Here is a 17,206-nt window from a genome sequence, read left to right as displayed (position 1 = left end):
TGATGTATTGTGAAATGACTTTACGTATTATAGTAGATAGTAGGAGTGGATTTTTTGTTAAGGATAAATATGTTTTCATCAGCTGATAAAGTGAAAGGCCAAGGGGTTGGAAGTGCCTATATAGAATTAATTAATATGCTCAATAAACATTTTTCAACTGAATTTGATATTTCAATTAATAAATTTAAGCAATCAGATATTTCACATTATCATACTGTGGACCCACAGTTTTTTATTTCGACTTTTTTTAAAAAGAAAAGAGGAACAACGATAGGATATGTTCACTTTTTACCTGAAACGCTTGAGGGGAGTTTGACGCTTTTTTCACCATTTAAAAAAGTATTTGATTGGTACCTTATACGTTTTTATGGGAGAATGGATCAATTAGTGGTTGTTAATCCAACCTTTATTCCCAAATTAGTGGATGCAGGATTAAAAGAAAAGAGAATTACCTATATTCCAAATTTTGTATCAAATAAAAAGTTTTACGAAGCGACGATGGATGAAAAAAATAATTGGCGAAAAAATTACCATATTTCAGAAGAAAAACTAGTTATTTTAGGGACTGGACAAATTCAACAGAGAAAAGGCATTGATGATTTTGTTCAGTTAGCTATTGATAATCCAGACGTTCAATTTATTTGGGCAGGAGGATTTTCATTTGGAAAAATGACAGATGGATATGATCGTTATAAAAAAATATATGACAATCCACCTGAAAATTTATTATTTACTGGAATTGTAGACAGAGAAGAAATTATGAAATTGTATAACTTGGCAGATGTATTTTTATTGCCATCATATAATGAATTATTTCCTATGAGCATTCTAGAAGCATTTAATTGTGGTACACCTGTTATGTTAAGGGATTTAGATTTATATCATGCCATCATTGATGAACAGTATATATCAACGACAAATATTTATGATATGAATGAAACAATTAAAAAAATCAAAGATAATCCTGAGATATTAGAGGAATATAAGGAGAAATCGAAAAAATCAGCTTTATATTATAGTGAAGAAAATGTTGCTAAAATATGGTATGACTATTATAAAAGAAGTGCTAAGGAGGAGAACTAAGTGAAAATAGGTTTTTTTACAGATACATATTTCCCTCAAGTTAGTGGTGTATCAACATCTATTAAAATACTGAAGCAAGAACTTGAAAAATTGGGACATGACGTGTATATTTTCACCACAACAGATCCTGACGCAAAAGAAGTAGAACCACGCATTATACGTATGCCTAGTATTCCGTTTATTTCTTTTAAAGATAGACGCGTCGTTATTAGGGGAATGTTGTATGCGTATCATGTTGCAAAAGAAATAGATTTAGATATTGTTCACACACATACAGAATTTGGTGTAGGTATTTTAGGGAAACAAACAGCAAAAGCACTAGATGTTCCAGTCGTTCATACTTATCACACGATGTATGAAGATTATCTACATTATATTGCTAAGGGAAAAGTGTTAAAACCAGTTCATGTTAAGCAATTATCTAAATTATATACTAATCATATGTCTGGTATTATTTGCCCAAGTCAAAGAGTTGTTAATAAATTAAAAGAGTATGGGATTGAGCGACCAATGTCTGTTATCCCTACAGGAATTGATGTATCGCAATTTAAACCTGTTGAAGAAAAGCTCATTGAGAGTATACGAGAGACTTATAAAATTGATAATGATGCATGTCTATTGTTATCTGTGAGTCGGATATCTTACGAAAAGAATATTCAAACTTTGCTCAAAGGTATGCCTAAAGTAGTGAAAGAAATTCCAAATGTTAAATTATTGATAGTTGGTGATGGTCCGTTTAAGGCTAAATTAGAAAAACAGGTAGATGAATTAGGGTTGTTGGAGCAAGTGATTTTTACTGGTGAAATACCTAATAAAGATATAGCTCCTTTTTATCAAGCAGCAGACTATTTTGTTAGTGCATCGGATTCTGAAACACAAGGATTAACTTATACAGAAGCAATGGCGGCAAAAACAAAGGTTGTTGCAAAAGGAAATGACTATTTGGATAACTTATTTGATGATGAGAGTTTAGGTGTAACATATGATGAAAATGAAGAGTTTTCACAGACGTTAATAGATTATATTAAAAAGGATATTTCAATAAAACAATCTATTTTAGAAAATAAATTATATGATATTTCAAGTGAAGCATTTGGTAAACGAGTAGAAGAATTTTATCAAAAAGCTCTTGTCTATTTTGAAGAAAATCATCAGGAGTATGAAGATGATAGCAATTTATACTCATTAAAGTTATTTAAAAAGTAGTGCGTTAGGAGGAGCTCTATGACCAAAAAAAATAAATGGTATCTAGTTTTAGCTGTTTTATTAGGGTTGATAGTGATTGGTACTGAAATGAAAAAGGTCAGTTTGCAAGATATGGCTACAGAGTTTTCCACAATAAATTGGTGGTGGATAGCTGCAGCAGTTGCTTGTATCTTAATATATTGGGGAATTGAAGCAAAAATTGTTCAAGTACTGTTAAAACGAAGCAATCCTACCTTTAGATTTACATCAAGCTATCGAATACCGTTGATTGAACACTTATTTAATGCTATCACACCATTTTCAACAGGTGGGCAACCAGCACAAATTATTGCATTATCTAAGTCAGATGTTGACACTGGAGTAGCAACATCTGTAAGTTTGATGAAATTTGTTGTGTATCAAGTGTGGATTGTGATTAATTTTTTAATGTGTTTGGTAGGTGGATATGGTTATTTATCAAATAATTTATCTAAATTAAAACTATTAATACTGCTCAGTTTTATTATTCATTTTGTCATTGTTATTGCGTTATTGATGATAATGTATTGGTATAGTTTTACAAGAAAGTTAGTAAATATTGTATTTAAGGGGATTTATGTATTTAAGAAAGATGAAAAAGTTAATCAGTTATACCAACGAACGATTGAAAAAATGGATACTTTTTATGCAGAAAGTAACTATATGAGAGATCAGCCCATTTTAATGATTAAAGTAAGTGCGCTAACTGTTCTTCAATTGGTAGCTTATTATATTATCCCTTATTTTGTTTTACATGGGCTAGGTATTCATAATATTAGCATTTTTCATATTGTTGTTTTACATGCGTTTATTACAATGATTACTTCACTATTTCCTATTCCTGGTGGAACTGGTGGTGCAGAGTACAGTTTTAGTTTATTATTTGGAACGTTCACTTTATCACAAAGTAAATTAGTTTTAGCTATTTTTTTATGGCGCGGAGTGACCTATTATTTAGGTATTATTTTAGGTCTTGTTGCATTGACTTTTCAACAAAAAAGAACTCAATAATATTAGGACATTTAAGTTTCTGACTTGAATGTTTTTTTATTTATACATATTTAGAAGTGCTGTGACTTTATTTAATTGTTTCCTTTTTCTATAATAAGAGTATCAAACTTATTTATATGAGGTGAATTGGCATGGAAAAAATAGGATTTATAGGAACAGGTGTGATGGGTGCATCAATAGTAAAACATTTATTAACATCTGGTTATACAGTAAATGTGTATAATCGTACGAAGTCTAAGACAGATGAATTAGTCAAAGAGGGAGCTATTTGGCAAGGTACACCAAAAGATGTGACTAATAAAAGTGATATTATTTTTTCAATGGTTGGTTATCCAAAAGATGTTGAAGAAATATATTATGGAGAAAATGGTATATTTTCTGCAGACGTAATAGGAAAAATACTCATTGATATGACAACAAGTACGCCGTCACTAGCAAAAAAAATTTCACAAACAGCTAGAGAAAAAGGAGCATATAGTCTTGATGCTCCAGTATCTGGTGGTGATTTAGGAGCTAAAAATGGTACGCTAACTACGATGGTAGGTGGTGATGATGCCATTTTTGATAAAGTGGAACCAATTTTAAATGTTTTTAGTAGTAAAGTGAATCTACAAGGAAAAGCTGGTAGTGGGCAACATACTAAGATGGCTAATCAAATCATGATTGCAGGCACTATGACAGGAATGACTGAGTTACTTGTTTATGCTAAATCAGCAGATTTAGACTTAGAAAAAGTTCTTGATACAGTCGGTGGAGGAAGTGCAGCAAATTGGTCACTCACCAATTATGCTCCAAGAATTTTGAAGGAGGATTTTACGCCTGGCTTTTTTGTTAAACATTTTTTAAAGGATTTAACCATTGCATTAGAAGAAGCTGAGAAAATGTCCATTGACTTACCTGCCACTAAAGAAGCAAGACATCTCTATCAATCACTAGTAGACAAAGGGTTTGAAGACGATGGAACGCAAGCTTTGATTAAACTTTGGTGGGATATTTAAAAAAGTTAAAAAAAGACACAGTTTTTCAATGCATGTTAGGAGTGTTTCTGTTACAATATAACAGAAGAAATGCGAAGGAGGCTAGCTCTATGAAAAGTTCACAGTTAGCAGCAATTATTAAACGATTGAATGCAATGGTGGAATCTAGCGACAATGAAGTACAAGTTCGTCGATTTGAAAGAGAAGGACAAGAGCGATGCATCGTGACGTTTGATGGGAACAATGAGATGTTTGAATTAACGGAAACAGGTTCTCAAGAAGTCTATCAATTTGATGACATTGATTTAGTCACTTTAGAAATTTTTGAATTGTTACAAGACTAACGATTAAAAAGTGCGCACTGATGTGTGACGCTTTTTTTTTATAGTGTCAGTAGAATGATAAGAATGTGATGGAGGAAAGATGATGGGAGAGATGTTAGAATTTCCAGCTAATGAAAATAGATTGCTTTATCTAGGAAAAAAAAGTAGTGAACAGGGTGATGATTTAAAAGCCATACAATATTTTAACGATAGTTATGAAACTAGTCAGTCTTTAGAAGTAAATTATTTGTTAGTTAAAGCATTAATCAATGTTGGTCGGTTAGAAACGGCCTATATATATATGAAAGAATATGAAGATGACTACCGAGAACAGTCGGAATTACAGCCACTTTATTTTGATATTTTATTAAAAAGGAAGCAGTTTCTGGTTTTAGAAAAATGGCTATTGACGTTTGATAGAGCATCTCATTTAAGTGAGGAATTCAAACAGACATTGAATCAAACTCAAAAATATTGGACGCTGGTTGATAAAACGGATTATACGAATAGATTATTAAGAATAAAGTCAATAGAAAAAGTTTCTTTTATAAAGCAAAAGGCATTACTACAAGAAATGAATTATTTAACTAAGTTGGATTTTTTTAAGTTATCATCTGAAATATTTTTGATTAGTAAAAATATTTCCCCACTTATACGTTCTCAAATCATTGATGAATTGGTGCAATTAAAATATGAAGGAACAGTTAGTATTTTAGATGTATTTGGTCAACTACATCATCATGCTAAACTTAATGAAATGAATCGACTAATGCCTAGTGTCAAAAATAATTCTTTATATAAGGATTTGTCAGAATACATGGAAAATAATCAACCCAGTCAAGAGACTCTAGTTTTAAATATTGTTAAGACGCATTTAGGTATGATGTATCCTTATATTGATGATATAGTAACTGACGTGAAAAGTTGGAATAAAGCCTATCTAACTTATTTTGGGTTTGATATAATTGACAATCAGGAAGTTAACAAAATCAATCAACAAATTCAATTACTCGATCGTATTATGATGAATACGATGACAAAATAGTGAGTTGTTAGTGAAAAATGTTTACAATTAAAGGTCTTTAGTGTAATATTGTATGGTATGAAATAGTATAAAAACTATTAATGAATAGATAACTTGGAGGTACATTATATGTCTACGAAATGGGAAAAAAAAGGAACAAACGATGGTGTTTTAACGTTTGAAGTTTCTACAGAACATATTGAAAAAGGATTAAAAGCTGCATTTGATCGCGTGAAGAAAGATTTAAACGTGCCAGGATTCCGTAAAGGGAAAGTACCTCGCCAAATGTTTAACCAAATGTATGGTGAAGAAGCATTATATGAAGATGCTTTAAACGTTGTTTTGCCTGAACTGTATGAAGCAGCAATTGAAGAAGCGGGAATTGAGCCAGTTGCTCAACCAAAAATCAATGTTGAATCAATGGAAAAAGGTCAACCATGGGTTATCACAGCTGAAGTTGTTGTAAAACCTGAAGTTAAATTAGGAGATTACAAAAACTTAACAGTTCCTAAGCAAGACCGCTCAGTCACTGATGAAGAAGTTGAAGAAAACTTAGCTCAAAAACAACAATCACAAGCAGAATTAGTGATTAAAGAATCAGCAGCTGAAAATGGTGACACAGTTGTTATTGACTTTGAAGGTTTCAAAGATGATGTGGCCTTTGAAGGTGGAAAAGGTGAGAACTATTCATTAGAATTAGGTTCTAACTCATTCATCCCAGGCTTTGAAGAACAATTAGTTGGAACTAAAGCTGGAGATGACGTGGAAGTTAAAGTCACTTTCCCAGAAGAATACCAAGCTGAAGATTTAGCTGGTCAAGAAGCAGTTTTCAAAGTAACTGTTCATGAAGTAAAAGCAAAAGAATTACCTGAATTAGATGATGAGTTTGCTAAAGATGTGGATGAAGAAGTTGAAACATTAGCAGAATTAAAAGAAAAAATCAAAGCTGAATTAGTAGCTTCTAAAGAGGCAGCAGCTGAAGCAGCGATTGAGGAAACAGCTATTTCTCAAGCAGTTGAAAATGCTGAAATCGTTGAATTACCAGAAGTAATGGTTCACGATGAAGTTCACCGTGGTATGAATGAATTCTTATCAAACATGCAAAACCAAGGGATCTCACCTGAATTATACTATCAAATCAGTGGAACAACTGAGGAAGATTTACATAAACAATTTGAAGGTGAAGCTGAATCACGTGTTAAAACAAACTTAGTGATTGAAGCAATCGTTGAGGCTGAAAACTTTGAAGTAACTGATGAAGACATTCAAGCTGAAATTGATGATTTAGCATCTCAATACAACATGGAAGCTTCAGCTGTAAGAAACGCTTTATCTGATGATATGTTAGCTCATGATATCAAAATGAAACGAGCAGTTGATGCTATCGTTAAAACAGTTAAAGAAGAAGCATAAGAAAGACTAGAAAGACAAGGTAATAGAGCCTTGTCTTTTGTTTTCTTTTTTAATGCATTGTCTAGTATAGTATGTTATTATAAACAAGATGATTAGACTTTTGGTGAATTAGGCCGTATAGGTCTTTTTTCAATTAGGAGGGAAAACATGTACGACAATACAGGTGAAAATAATGAAGTTCGCTGTTCATTTTGTGGAAAGTCACAAGATGAAGTGAAAAAATTAGTCGCAGGACCTGGAGTATATATATGTAACGAATGTATCGATTTATGTAAAGAAATCATTGATGAAGAGATGCAAGATGAAATGGTATCTGATTTAATTAATGTATTAAAGCCAAAAGAAATTTTAGATGTGTTAAATGAATATGTTATAGGACAAGAAAGAGCCAAAATCGTCTTATCTGTTGCAGTATATAACCATTATAAGCGAGTGCAACAAATGGCAATCAACGAAGAAAATGAAGAAGTTGATGAAGTAGAACTTCAAAAAAGTAATATTTGTTTGATTGGACCAACAGGATCTGGGAAAACATTTTTAGCCCAAACTCTTGCTAGAACATTAAATGTTCCATTTGCTATTGCTGATGCAACAAGTCTAACTGAAGCTGGATATGTTGGGGAAGATGTTGAAAATATTCTTTTAAAACTATTACAAGCAGCTGACTTTAATGTTGAAAAAGCGCAGCGTGGGATTATCTATATTGATGAGATTGATAAAATTGCTAGAAAAAGTGAAAATGTATCTATTACACGTGATGTGTCGGGTGAAGGGGTACAGCAAGCTTTACTTAAAATATTAGAAGGAACGGTAGCCAGTGTGCCACCTCAAGGAGGACGTAAACACCCACAACAAGAATTGATTCAGATTGATACATCTGAAATTCTATTCATCGTAGGCGGAGCGTTTGACGGTATTGAAACAATCGTAAAAGAACGTCTAGGTGAAAAAGTAATCGGATTTGGTTCAACAAATAAAAATAAACGTGACGAAGAAAAAAGTATTATGGCACAGATTATTCCGGAAGATTTATTAAAATTCGGATTGATTCCAGAGTTTATTGGACGATTACCAGTGACAGCATCTCTTGAAAAATTAACCCGAGAAGATTTGGTAAGAATTTTAACTGAACCTAAAAATGCATTAGTGAAACAGTATAAGAAACTCTTATCTCTAGATAATGTGGAGCTTGAATTCACACCCGGAGCATTAGATGCTATTGCTAATCAAGCAATTGAACGCGATACAGGTGCTCGTGGTCTTCGTTCAATCATTGAACACGTGATGATGGGCATTATGTATGAAATTCCAACCCGAGAAGATGTAGAAAAAGTTATTATTACTAAAGAAGCTGTTGAAGGTGATGGTGAACCAGAATTAAAATTAAAAACGATTAAATAGGTAAAAGAGAGTAGAGAAATCTGCTCTCTTTTTTTGATATATTTGTTTCAATTGACGCATAACTGTTATAAAGTTTTCATTGTTTTGAAAAATGAACCAATATAATCTTACATTTGGATAATTTACGTTCATTTTACATTTATAAGACTATAAATTTTACACAAACTTGATACACTCTGTGTGTAATAAATAAATCAAACAAATAACTTTTAAGGAGTTTTGAAAAATGAAAAAGAAATTATTATCTGTCATTACAGTAGGCGTATTATTTACATTAGTAGGCTGTAAAGGTAATGGGTCAACTGAAAGTAGCAATAGTGGGACAAGTGGTTCTGAAAAAGCAAAATCTACTGAAAAAGTAGATATTACATCTGTTGGATCAACAGCATTACAGCCATTAGTAGAGAAAGTAGCAGAAATTTATATGACTGATAATCCAAACTATACTATTACAGTTCAAGGTGGTGGTAGTGGAACAGGGTTAACGCAAGTATCAACAGGTGCTGTTGATATTGGAAACTCAGATGTTTACGCCGAAGAAAAAGATGGAATTGATGCGTCGAAGATTGAAGACCATAAAGTAGCAGTTGTAGGTGTGGCTCCTGTTGTTAATAAAGAAGTAGGTGTTAAAAACCTTACTTCTGAGCAGTTAAAAGATATTTTTACTGGTAAAGTAACCAACTGGAAAGAAGTAGGTGGAAAAGATCAGAAAATTGAATTAATTAATCGTGCATCAGGAAGCGGAACTCGTGCAACTTTTGAAAAATGGGGAATCGGTGGCGCAGAAGCAGCTAAAGGACAGGAACAAGATTCATCTGGTACTGTTCGAAAAATCGTTTCTGAAACGCCCGGAGCTATTAGTTACTTAGCCTTTTCTTATATTGATGATAGTATTATTGGTCTTTCTATTGATAATGTGGAACCAAAAGATAAAAATGTATTAGATAATTCTTGGAAAATTTGGGCATATGAGCATATGTATACAAAAAAAGATGCAAGTTCTGATGTGACAGCATTCCTTGATTACATGAAATCTGATGATGTACAAAAAAATGTAGTGAACGAGTTAGGCTATATTGCTATTTCTGATATGAAGGTTGAACGTGACTTAGACGGAACTATTAAATAATTGATTCCATGCTCATTATTATCCTGTGTTCATCTATTTATATTAACTGTGGTATAATGGAACAAACTAAACAGGATAGGGAAGGGACGTTTAGCTATTATGAAGCGAATTTTAGTAGTTGATGATGAGCCATCTATTACAACACTCTTAAAATATAACCTAGAAAAAGAAAACTTTGAAGTTGATGTTGTACATGATGGTGAAGCTGCTGTTGATTGTGCTATGTCTAATCAATACAGTTTCATTATTTTGGACTTAATGTTACCTAAAATTAATGGATTTGATGTCACGAAAACATTGCGTAAAGAAAAAATTAGTACACCAATTATTATGTTAACAGCAAAAGATGAAACAATTGATAAAATTGTTGGTCTGGAGATAGGAGCAGATGATTATGTGACAAAACCATTTAGTCCAAGAGAGCTTATTGCTAGACTTAGAGCAGTGGAAAGGCGCTTAGATCATCAAACAACTGATGAAACTGAAAGTGATGTTGGAAGTAATCATTTAAATGTAGGTGATATTATAGCCTATCCAAATGATTATAAAGTATTGAAAAGGGGGATGGACATCTCTCTGACGAAAAAAGAGTTTGAACTACTTATTTATTTTATGGAACGACAAAATCGTATCATCGGACGTGATGAATTAATGTTATCAATTTGGAAAGACGATATGTATCATTTATCTCGAACAGTTGATATTCATGTTAGTCATTTAAGAGAAAAAATAGAAGACGATGCCAAAAATCCTGGATATATAAAAACAGTCAGAGGATTTGGTTATAAATTTCAGGAGCCATATGCATGAAACAGTTACAAAAAATAGTGAATCCAGCTTGGGTTATTTTAATAATAATAATATTTGTGCTCATAGGTGGTTATTATACCACCTATTTTTTTAAAAAAGATGTTATCAATCAACAAACAAAACAATTATCTGAAGAAATTGATAGATTGGTTCCATTTATTTTGCAAGATAAAGAATTTATTTTAGATAAGGAAAAACTTGATAAAAGTGTAGGAAAACATGAACGTTTAACTATATTAGATAAATCTGGGGATATCTTATATGATTCATCTAGTAATAATTTAGTTAAAGAATCAAGAAAAAATCGTCCTGAAATTAAAGAAGTGTTGCAAGAAGGTCGATCAGAAGGAGTGGCTATTAGAGAAAGTAATACAGTTGATGAAAAGCTAATCTATGTTGCAAAATCAGTGTACCAAGATAATCAGTTAATAGGGGTTATTCGTCTATCAGAAACGTATCAAGGCATTTCACAATATGTTGAGAACTTTCAGCGAATTGTGATTACAATCATGGTGTTATTATTTGTCGCAATCCTCATTATGGGATATTACATCCATCGTCAGTCAAAAAAACCAATTCAATTTATGCTACCAATTTTAAGACAAGCAATTCAAAATCCTGAGAAAAAACAAAAGGTTATAGATGCCCCTAAGGAATGGCATGAACTCTATCAAACGGTGTATGAGTTAATGGAAGAAACAAATTTACTGTATTATAAGCAGTTAAAAAATGAAGAGACATTGCATTTTTTATTTGAGAACTTAGATATCGGTATTTTTATTTTGAATGATCGATTGGAGATAACATTAGCCAATCAAACAATAGAAGAAATGTTCCAGAAAAAATGGACGATTTCTCCATATGATGAATGGTTTACAGAACCTAGATTGACTGAATTAATTAACCAGGCTGTTAAGACAAAAGAAGCAGTTCAAGGGGAAATTCGTATAGAAAAACCAAGAACGCAAGATTTAAAAATTGTTATTCGACAATTATCAATAGACAATCATGAATACGTTGGGATTATTTATGATGTTACGGAAGTCCGACAGATTGAGAGAGTACATGAGGATTTTATTAGCAATATATCACATGAGTTAAAAACACCAACGACATCCATTATTGGTTTTTCTGAAACTTTATTAGCAGGAGCAAAAGATGATCCAGAAGCTAGTAAAGAATTTTTAACGATTATTGAACGTGAAGCACAACGGTTGATGAGTTTAATTCAAACAATCTTAATGTTACTAAAAACGGAAAAAGATATTTATATGATGGATTCTTTTGTTGTCCATCCTAAGTTAGTTATAGAGGATGAAATTGATCGTTATCGATATAAAGCTTTTGACAAAGATATATCTGTTATTTTTGAAAGTGCAGTAGGAGAAGATTTGGTTATTCCTAATGATTCATTTCAAATTATTGTTAAAAATTTGTTAGAAAATGCTATTGAATACTCTGAAGAGCATGGCAAAATATTTGTTTATTTAACACAACAAAATAATGAATTAACGTTAAAAGTTGAAGACACTGGTATTGGTATTTCTGAAGAAGATCAAAAATGGATATTTGAAAGGTTTTATCGTGTGAGTCATTCAAGACAGAGAAATAATGGAGGCTCTGGGTTAGGTTTGTCACTTGTTAAACATTATGCCGAAATACTTGGTGGACGGGTTAAATTAGTAAGTGAATTAGAAGAAGGAACCACTGTTATTGTTAAAATAAATTTAGATATTCTGTCTTCAAACTATGAGAATAAACAATTAAAAGAGTAGCTAATCGCGAGCTATTCTTTTTTTAAACTCTATCGTTGACAAATGTAGACGATTAAGTTATAGTAAATTTATCAATGAATGAAGAGGTGTGACTGAATGATTCAAAAAAAGAAGTCTTTTTCTATTACGCAAGCAGAGTGGGAGATAATGAAAGTTATTTGGGCAAATGATGTTGTAACAAGTCGGCAAGTGTTGGAAATACTGGGTGATAAAATGGATTGGAGCATGTCAACAGTTAAGACGTTACTCGCTAGATTAGTTGATAAGCATTTTTTATCAACTGAAAAGCAAGGAAAACAGTTTATCTATCAAGCACTTGTGGATGAAGAATTTGCTGTAAATTATATACTATTAGATGACTTAAATAAAATTTGTCAAAAAAAGAAGGGACAAGCTTTGTATCAAGTGATTGAAAAAGAAGAATTTTCTCAAAATGATATCGATCAGTTAATCTATTTATTAAAAGAAAAAAAGATAAAAGCTCCGAAAACAGTTGATTGTAACTGTGCTATCGGTCAATGTAATTGTCATAAGTGAGGTGGAAATATGGAAAAAAGAGTGATTTTACCAGTAGAAGGAATGAGTTGTGCTTCTTGTTCTAGTACGGTTGAAAAGGTTGTATCAAAGTTAAGTGGGGTTGAAAAAGCAAGTGTTAATTTAGCGACAGAAAAATTAGATGTGACGTATGATACAACTAAATTGACTGAAGCAGATATTGCAAAAGCGGTGAGAGATGCTGGATATGAGATTAGAGAACAACTTATCACAAATCAATTTGATGTAGAAGGAATGAGTTGCGCCTCCTGTTCTAGTACAATTGAAAAAGTTGTCGGGAAATTAGATGGTGTTAAAGAAGTATCTGTTAATTTGGCGACAGAAGAGATGAGTGTATCATATAATCCCGATGTTTTGACGAAATCAGCTATTATTCAATCAGTAGAGGCTGCTGGATATAAAGCGATTGACAAACAGATAAATACCGAAGAAAAAATGACGAAGGAAGAGAATAAAGAAAAACATATCGAAGTTATGTGGAATCGATTTGTTTCTTCCGCTATTTTTACGATTCCGTTATTGTATCTATCAATGGGGCATATGATAGGCTTACCTTTGCCCTCAGTCATTAATCCAGTGCATTCTCCACAACTTTTTGCTCTTATTCAATTTATATTGACTATCCCAGTGATAGCAATAGGATGGCCATTTTTTACAGTCGGATTTAAAGCACTTGTCAAAAGACATCCTAATATGGATTCGTTAGTGGCATTAGGAACGAGTGCGGCAACAATTTATAGTTTATATGGAACCATTCAAGTGTTTATGGGAGACACAAGTTTTGCTATGAATCTTTATTATGAATCAGCTGCGACTATTTTAACATTGATTACATTAGGAAAATATTTTGAAGCAGTATCAAAAGGAAAAACATCAGAAGCGATTAAAACCTTAATTAACCTTGCACCAAAAACGGCATCCGTCATTCGTAATGAGGTAGAGCAAACCATACCAGTTGAAGAAGTTGTCTTAGATGATATCGTAATGGTTAGACCTGGTGAAAAAATCCCAGTCGATGGAGTGATTATTTCTGGTAACAGTTCAGTTGATGAATCAATGATTACTGGAGAAAGTATCCCTGTAGAAAAAAAATCTGGGGACAATGTGGTGAGTGCTAGTATAAATAAGACGGGAAGTTTTAAATTTAAGGCAACCAAAGTAGGAAAAGATACAACATTATCGCAGATAATTAAACTGGTTGAAGAAGCACAAGGATCTAAAGCGCCTATCGCACAGTTAGCTGATAAAGTTTCAGGCGTCTTTGTTCCGATTGTCATTGGACTAGCTATTATTTCAGGTTTGTTGTGGTATTTTTTAGGACAAGAATCCTGGGTATTTGCTTTAACCATTATGATTTCCGTTTTAGTTATTGCGTGTCCATGTGCACTTGGTTTAGCAACGCCAACAGCTATAATGGTAGGAACAGGTAAGGGAGCTGAAAATGGTATCCTCATTAAAAGTGGTGAGGCATTAGAAATAGCCCATAAGCTTGATACGATTGTGTTTGATAAGACAGGAACCATCACGCAAGGGAAACCAATTGTGACAGATGTGTTAGTATTTAATCAATTGAGTCAAGAGGAATTACTAATACTTGCAGCTTCAGCAGAAACTCATTCAGAGCATCCTTTGGGAGTAGCAATTGTTGAAAAAGCCAAAGAACAACATTTAGAGTTTATAAAAATTGATGATTTTTCAGCAGTACCAGGTAAGGGAATAAAGGTAAGTGTTAATAATCAGATTTATTATATTGGAAACAAACGACTGATGTTAGCACAATCCATTTCATTAGACGAAAAACAAGATATTGTTCATGAGTTAGCGACACAAGGCAAGACCCCTATGTATGTAGCGAGTGAGCAACATATTATTGGGATTATTGCTGTAGCGGATCCAATAAAAGAAAGCAGCATTAAGGCTGTGAGTACATTAAAACATTTGGGAAAACAAGTCGTCATGCTAACAGGGGATAATGAATTGACAGCTCATGCGATAGCAAAACAAGTGGGGATTGATACAGTCATTAGTGAAGTATTACCTGAAGATAAAGCACAACAAGTTGAAAATCTACAAAAAAAAGGAAAACAAGTTGGAATGGTAGGTGATGGTATTAATGATGCACCTGCTTTAGCACAAGCTGATATAGGGTTAGCCATTGGTAATGGAACGGACGTTGCCATTGAATCAGCAGATATTGTTTTAATGAATGAAGATTTAAAAACTGTTGTAACAGCGATAGAATTATCTGATGCAACCATGAGAAATATTAAAGAAAATCTATTTTGGGCATTTGGCTATAATATATTAGGTATTCCAGTAGCTATGGGAATTTTATATATTTTTGGTGGTCCATTGCTTAATCCGATGATTGCTGGAGCAGCCATGAGTTTTAGTTCTGTATCCGTATTATTAAATGCTCTACGTTTAAAACGATTTAAACCTAAGCAAAAATAAAAAGCAGGAACGCAAAGTTACAATAACTTTGCGTTCCTGCTTTTTTACTCTTTATTTTAGTATGATGCTAGAGGCTATTTCTTAGTACCAACCATTGTTCATCCAAAATGCTTGAGCATTTTCCCATGAGCCATAACGGCCAGCAACATATTCATCTGCTACTTTTTCTTGATTTGCTGGAGAGTAGTCACCGTTTAAGTAACTTGGGTCTAATTGATATCGTCCAATATGGTAACCATTTGTTGCGTTATAGTCTCCACCAGATTCTTTTTGAGCGATCCATTCTTTTGCGCTAGATGTTGTAGCAGAAGTAGATGTAGATGCTTGTTGTTGAACCTCTTGTTGAACTTCTTGTTGTTCTTGTGCTGGTTGGCTTGTTTCTTTAGTTGTTTCAGCAGGAGCAACTGTTGCTTTCCCATCTGTTTTAATTGTTAACTCTTGACCTGGGTGAATCAAGTTAATGTTACTGATATTATTATCTTTAGCAATTTGGTCAATATTATTGTTTGAACCAAAGAATTCAGTCGAAATTGATGAAAGTGTGTCTCCCGGTTTTACTGTGTATACAGAATCTGCGAGTACTGTTGTACTGAATAATAAGCCTAAAGCAAAGGTACTACCAAATATAATTGTTTTTAGTGATTTCATAAAATTAAAAATCTCCTTTAAATGTTTGTTTTTATTTTGTTGTTATCCAACGACAAGATATACTTTACCATCGAATAATATTTCTTAGGTGAAAGAATGTGTTTAATTTGGTAACAAAATAAAGCGAAATATTACAAAAGTTGATACATAGAAATATTTTGATGTTCGTTATTAGTTAAATAAATTAGTCATGAGTTCAACAGATGTATTTAACTAATTGGTTATTAAAAGTTTTATAAAATAAAGATAATCATATTTATAAGCATAATATATGTGTGTAGTTTATGAAATATATTTTATTATTAGATTAATTAATAAAAAGAATTATATTACATATATTACTAATGAAAAAAAAGATGTTACATTACTGACTTTTTAAAAAACCGTCGAAAAAATAAAAAAATAGGAAAAAATTTTTTTTTTCTACAAAATCTTTTGTAAAACCGGTTTTTTTTGAATATACTGTAAGTAATAGATATTTAAGGAGGATTGTTTATTATGTTAGTGGATTCTAATTTACCAGTAGAACGTGATAAATTACAAAATAGATTTGCTAGATTAGTAAAAGAAGACAGTGATATTATTGGTGCTTACTACAGTGGGTCAATAGGAGATAAAACAGAAGATTATTATTCAGATATTAATGCCCGAATTATTTTAAAACCTGGAATATTACTAGAAGAAAAACAACGTGAGATTATTAGTGCGATTGGTGATTTTTTATTTGTTGAATTATTTGATTATAATCATTCGATTATTCATTATGCAACATTTATCAAGTTAGATTTAATGGTTTATACTTTAGAAATGTTAGAGCCAAGTATTGAATATAAATACATTGAAATTATAAAAGATGATGGCACGTTAACTGATTTACATCGTTTATCTCAATCAATGAATTATGTTGTGACACAAGAAGTATTTGATGTTGTCTTAAATCAGTATTATGCTGATTATTTTAATTTATATCGTGCATGGAGACGAAATGAAAGAAATCATATTGAATCAATCATATTATCAATTAAACAACATTTAGTTTCAATGTGGTATTTATCAAAAGGAGCAAAACCGAATGAATCAGATGATTGGAGACAGTATGAAGGAGATAAATCTCATTTATCACATTTAGAAAAAGAGTTTCTACTATCTTATACACCATTTGACATCGAAGAATTAGAAAACTTTACAAGAGAAATTTCAATTTTAATGTTAGAGGCAAGTGAAAAAATAGCTGTATATGATGGACTACATTTTTCTAGACCTAACTTTATGAAAGTTCACGATCGTATTTCTTTTTCTGAAGAAGTGTAAAAACTAACCCTTAACTCATACGAGATGACTTAAGGGTTAGTTTTATTTGATATATAATAGTAGAAGAT

15 protein-coding genes are annotated in these 17,206 nt (G+C 32.1%); 14 read left to right on the top strand and 1 reads right to left on the bottom strand.

Annotation, left to right across the window (positions count from 1 at the left end):
- The first annotated feature begins 54 nt into the window (after positions 1-54).
- The 13 genes from AC37UB_RS03970 to AC37UB_RS03910 all read left to right on the top strand — a co-directional run bounded on the left by AC37UB_RS03970 (position 55) and on the right by AC37UB_RS03910 (position 15,179).
- The gene (locus AC37UB_RS03970) at positions 55-1,083 is read left to right on the top strand and encodes a glycosyltransferase family 4 protein (protein WP_117973128.1); all 1,029 of its coding nucleotides are present in this window, start codon (positions 55-57) and stop codon (positions 1,081-1,083) included.
- Positions 1,084-2,289: a glycosyltransferase family 4 protein gene (locus tag AC37UB_RS03965; protein ID WP_490685355.1), complete on the top strand. Its 1,206-nt coding sequence runs from the start codon at positions 1,084-1,086 to the stop codon at positions 2,287-2,289.
- A gap of 18 nt (positions 2,290-2,307) precedes the next feature.
- Positions 2,308-3,318, top strand: a complete 1,011-nt coding sequence (locus AC37UB_RS03960) for a lysylphosphatidylglycerol synthase transmembrane domain-containing protein (protein WP_117973126.1) — start codon at positions 2,308-2,310, stop codon at positions 3,316-3,318.
- A gap of 131 nt (positions 3,319-3,449) precedes the next feature.
- Positions 3,450-4,316, top strand: coding sequence for an NAD(P)-dependent oxidoreductase (locus tag AC37UB_RS03955; RefSeq protein ID WP_117973125.1), 867 nt, complete (start codon positions 3,450-3,452; stop codon positions 4,314-4,316).
- Between the two features lie 89 nt (positions 4,317-4,405).
- Positions 4,406-4,639 carry a YkuJ family protein gene (locus AC37UB_RS03950; protein WP_117973124.1) on the top strand — a complete coding sequence of 78 codons (234 nt, stop codon included), beginning with the start codon at positions 4,406-4,408 and terminating at the stop codon, positions 4,637-4,639.
- Positions 4,640-4,721: 82 nt separating this feature from the next.
- Positions 4,722-5,663: a hypothetical protein gene (locus AC37UB_RS03945; protein WP_117973123.1), complete on the top strand. Its 942-nt coding sequence runs from the start codon at positions 4,722-4,724 to the stop codon at positions 5,661-5,663.
- Positions 5,664-5,771: 108 nt separating this feature from the next.
- Positions 5,772-7,055 carry a trigger factor gene (gene tig / locus AC37UB_RS03940; RefSeq protein WP_117973122.1) on the top strand — a complete coding sequence of 428 codons (1,284 nt, stop codon included), beginning with the start codon at positions 5,772-5,774 and terminating at the stop codon, positions 7,053-7,055.
- A gap of 147 nt (positions 7,056-7,202) precedes the next feature.
- Entirely contained in the window at positions 7,203-8,456 is a 1,254-nt protein-coding gene (gene clpX / locus AC37UB_RS03935; RefSeq protein ID WP_117973121.1) for an ATP-dependent Clp protease ATP-binding subunit ClpX, read from the top strand.
- Positions 8,457-8,682: 226 nt separating this feature from the next.
- Positions 8,683-9,585, top strand: a complete 903-nt coding sequence (locus tag AC37UB_RS03930) for a phosphate ABC transporter substrate-binding protein PstS family protein (RefSeq protein WP_117973120.1) — start codon at positions 8,683-8,685, stop codon at positions 9,583-9,585.
- 99 nt (positions 9,586-9,684) lie between these two features.
- Entirely contained in the window at positions 9,685-10,395 is a 711-nt protein-coding gene (locus AC37UB_RS03925) for a response regulator transcription factor (RefSeq protein ID WP_117973119.1), read from the top strand.
- Positions 10,392-12,170, top strand: coding sequence for a sensor histidine kinase (locus tag AC37UB_RS03920; protein ID WP_490685354.1), 1,779 nt, complete (start codon positions 10,392-10,394; stop codon positions 12,168-12,170). Before AC37UB_RS03925 ends, AC37UB_RS03920 begins: the two co-directional genes overlap by 4 nt.
- Before the next feature lie 96 nt (positions 12,171-12,266).
- A complete protein-coding gene (locus AC37UB_RS03915) occupies positions 12,267-12,707 on the top strand; it encodes a CopY/TcrY family copper transport repressor (RefSeq protein ID WP_490685353.1) in 441 nt (146 codons plus the stop codon).
- A 9-nt stretch (positions 12,708-12,716) separates the two neighbouring features.
- Positions 12,717-15,179: a heavy metal translocating P-type ATPase gene (locus AC37UB_RS03910; RefSeq protein WP_490685352.1), complete on the top strand. Its 2,463-nt coding sequence runs from the start codon at positions 12,717-12,719 to the stop codon at positions 15,177-15,179.
- Between the two features lie 81 nt (positions 15,180-15,260).
- Here AC37UB_RS03910 and apf read toward each other — a convergent pair whose 3' ends face one another.
- Complete coding sequence (apf, locus tag AC37UB_RS03905; protein WP_242093691.1) at positions 15,261-15,827, bottom strand: aggregation-promoting factor; 567 nt, start codon at positions 15,825-15,827, stop codon at positions 15,261-15,263.
- Between the two features lie 498 nt (positions 15,828-16,325).
- Here apf and AC37UB_RS03900 point away from each other — a divergent pair, with 498 nt between their 5' ends.
- Positions 16,326-17,138 (top strand): hypothetical protein, encoded by an 813-nt coding sequence (locus tag AC37UB_RS03900; RefSeq protein WP_242093689.1) that lies wholly within the window; start codon positions 16,326-16,328, stop codon positions 17,136-17,138.
- The last annotated feature ends 68 nt before the right edge of the window (positions 17,139-17,206 follow it).

It is taken from the genome of Vagococcus changpingensis (assembly GCF_058211775.1).
This window is presented reverse-complemented; position numbering and strand designations above follow the sequence as displayed.

Coding starts and splice junctions, on each gene's coding strand:
- AC37UB_RS03960 (WP_117973126.1), top strand. CDS start 2,308: ATGACCAAAAAAAATAAATGGTATCTAGTTTTAGCTGTTTTATTAGGG.
- AC37UB_RS03955 (WP_117973125.1), top strand. CDS start 3,450: ATGGAAAAAATAGGATTTATAGGAACAGGTGTGATGGGTGCATCAATA.
- AC37UB_RS03950 (WP_117973124.1), top strand. CDS start 4,406: ATGAAAAGTTCACAGTTAGCAGCAATTATTAAACGATTGAATGCAATG.
- AC37UB_RS03945 (WP_117973123.1), top strand. CDS start 4,722: ATGGGAGAGATGTTAGAATTTCCAGCTAATGAAAATAGATTGCTTTAT.
- tig (WP_117973122.1), top strand. CDS start 5,772: ATGTCTACGAAATGGGAAAAAAAAGGAACAAACGATGGTGTTTTAACG.
- clpX (WP_117973121.1), top strand. CDS start 7,203: ATGTACGACAATACAGGTGAAAATAATGAAGTTCGCTGTTCATTTTGT.
- AC37UB_RS03930 (WP_117973120.1), top strand. CDS start 8,683: ATGAAAAAGAAATTATTATCTGTCATTACAGTAGGCGTATTATTTACA.
- AC37UB_RS03925 (WP_117973119.1), top strand. CDS start 9,685: ATGAAGCGAATTTTAGTAGTTGATGATGAGCCATCTATTACAACACTC.
- AC37UB_RS03920 (WP_490685354.1), top strand. CDS start 10,392: ATGAAACAGTTACAAAAAATAGTGAATCCAGCTTGGGTTATTTTAATA.
- AC37UB_RS03915 (WP_490685353.1), top strand. CDS start 12,267: ATGATTCAAAAAAAGAAGTCTTTTTCTATTACGCAAGCAGAGTGGGAG.
- AC37UB_RS03910 (WP_490685352.1), top strand. CDS start 12,717: ATGGAAAAAAGAGTGATTTTACCAGTAGAAGGAATGAGTTGTGCTTCT.
- apf (WP_242093691.1), bottom strand. CDS start 15,827: ATGAAATCACTAAAAACAATTATATTTGGTAGTACCTTTGCTTTAGGC.
- AC37UB_RS03900 (WP_242093689.1), top strand. CDS start 16,326: ATGTTAGTGGATTCTAATTTACCAGTAGAACGTGATAAATTACAAAAT.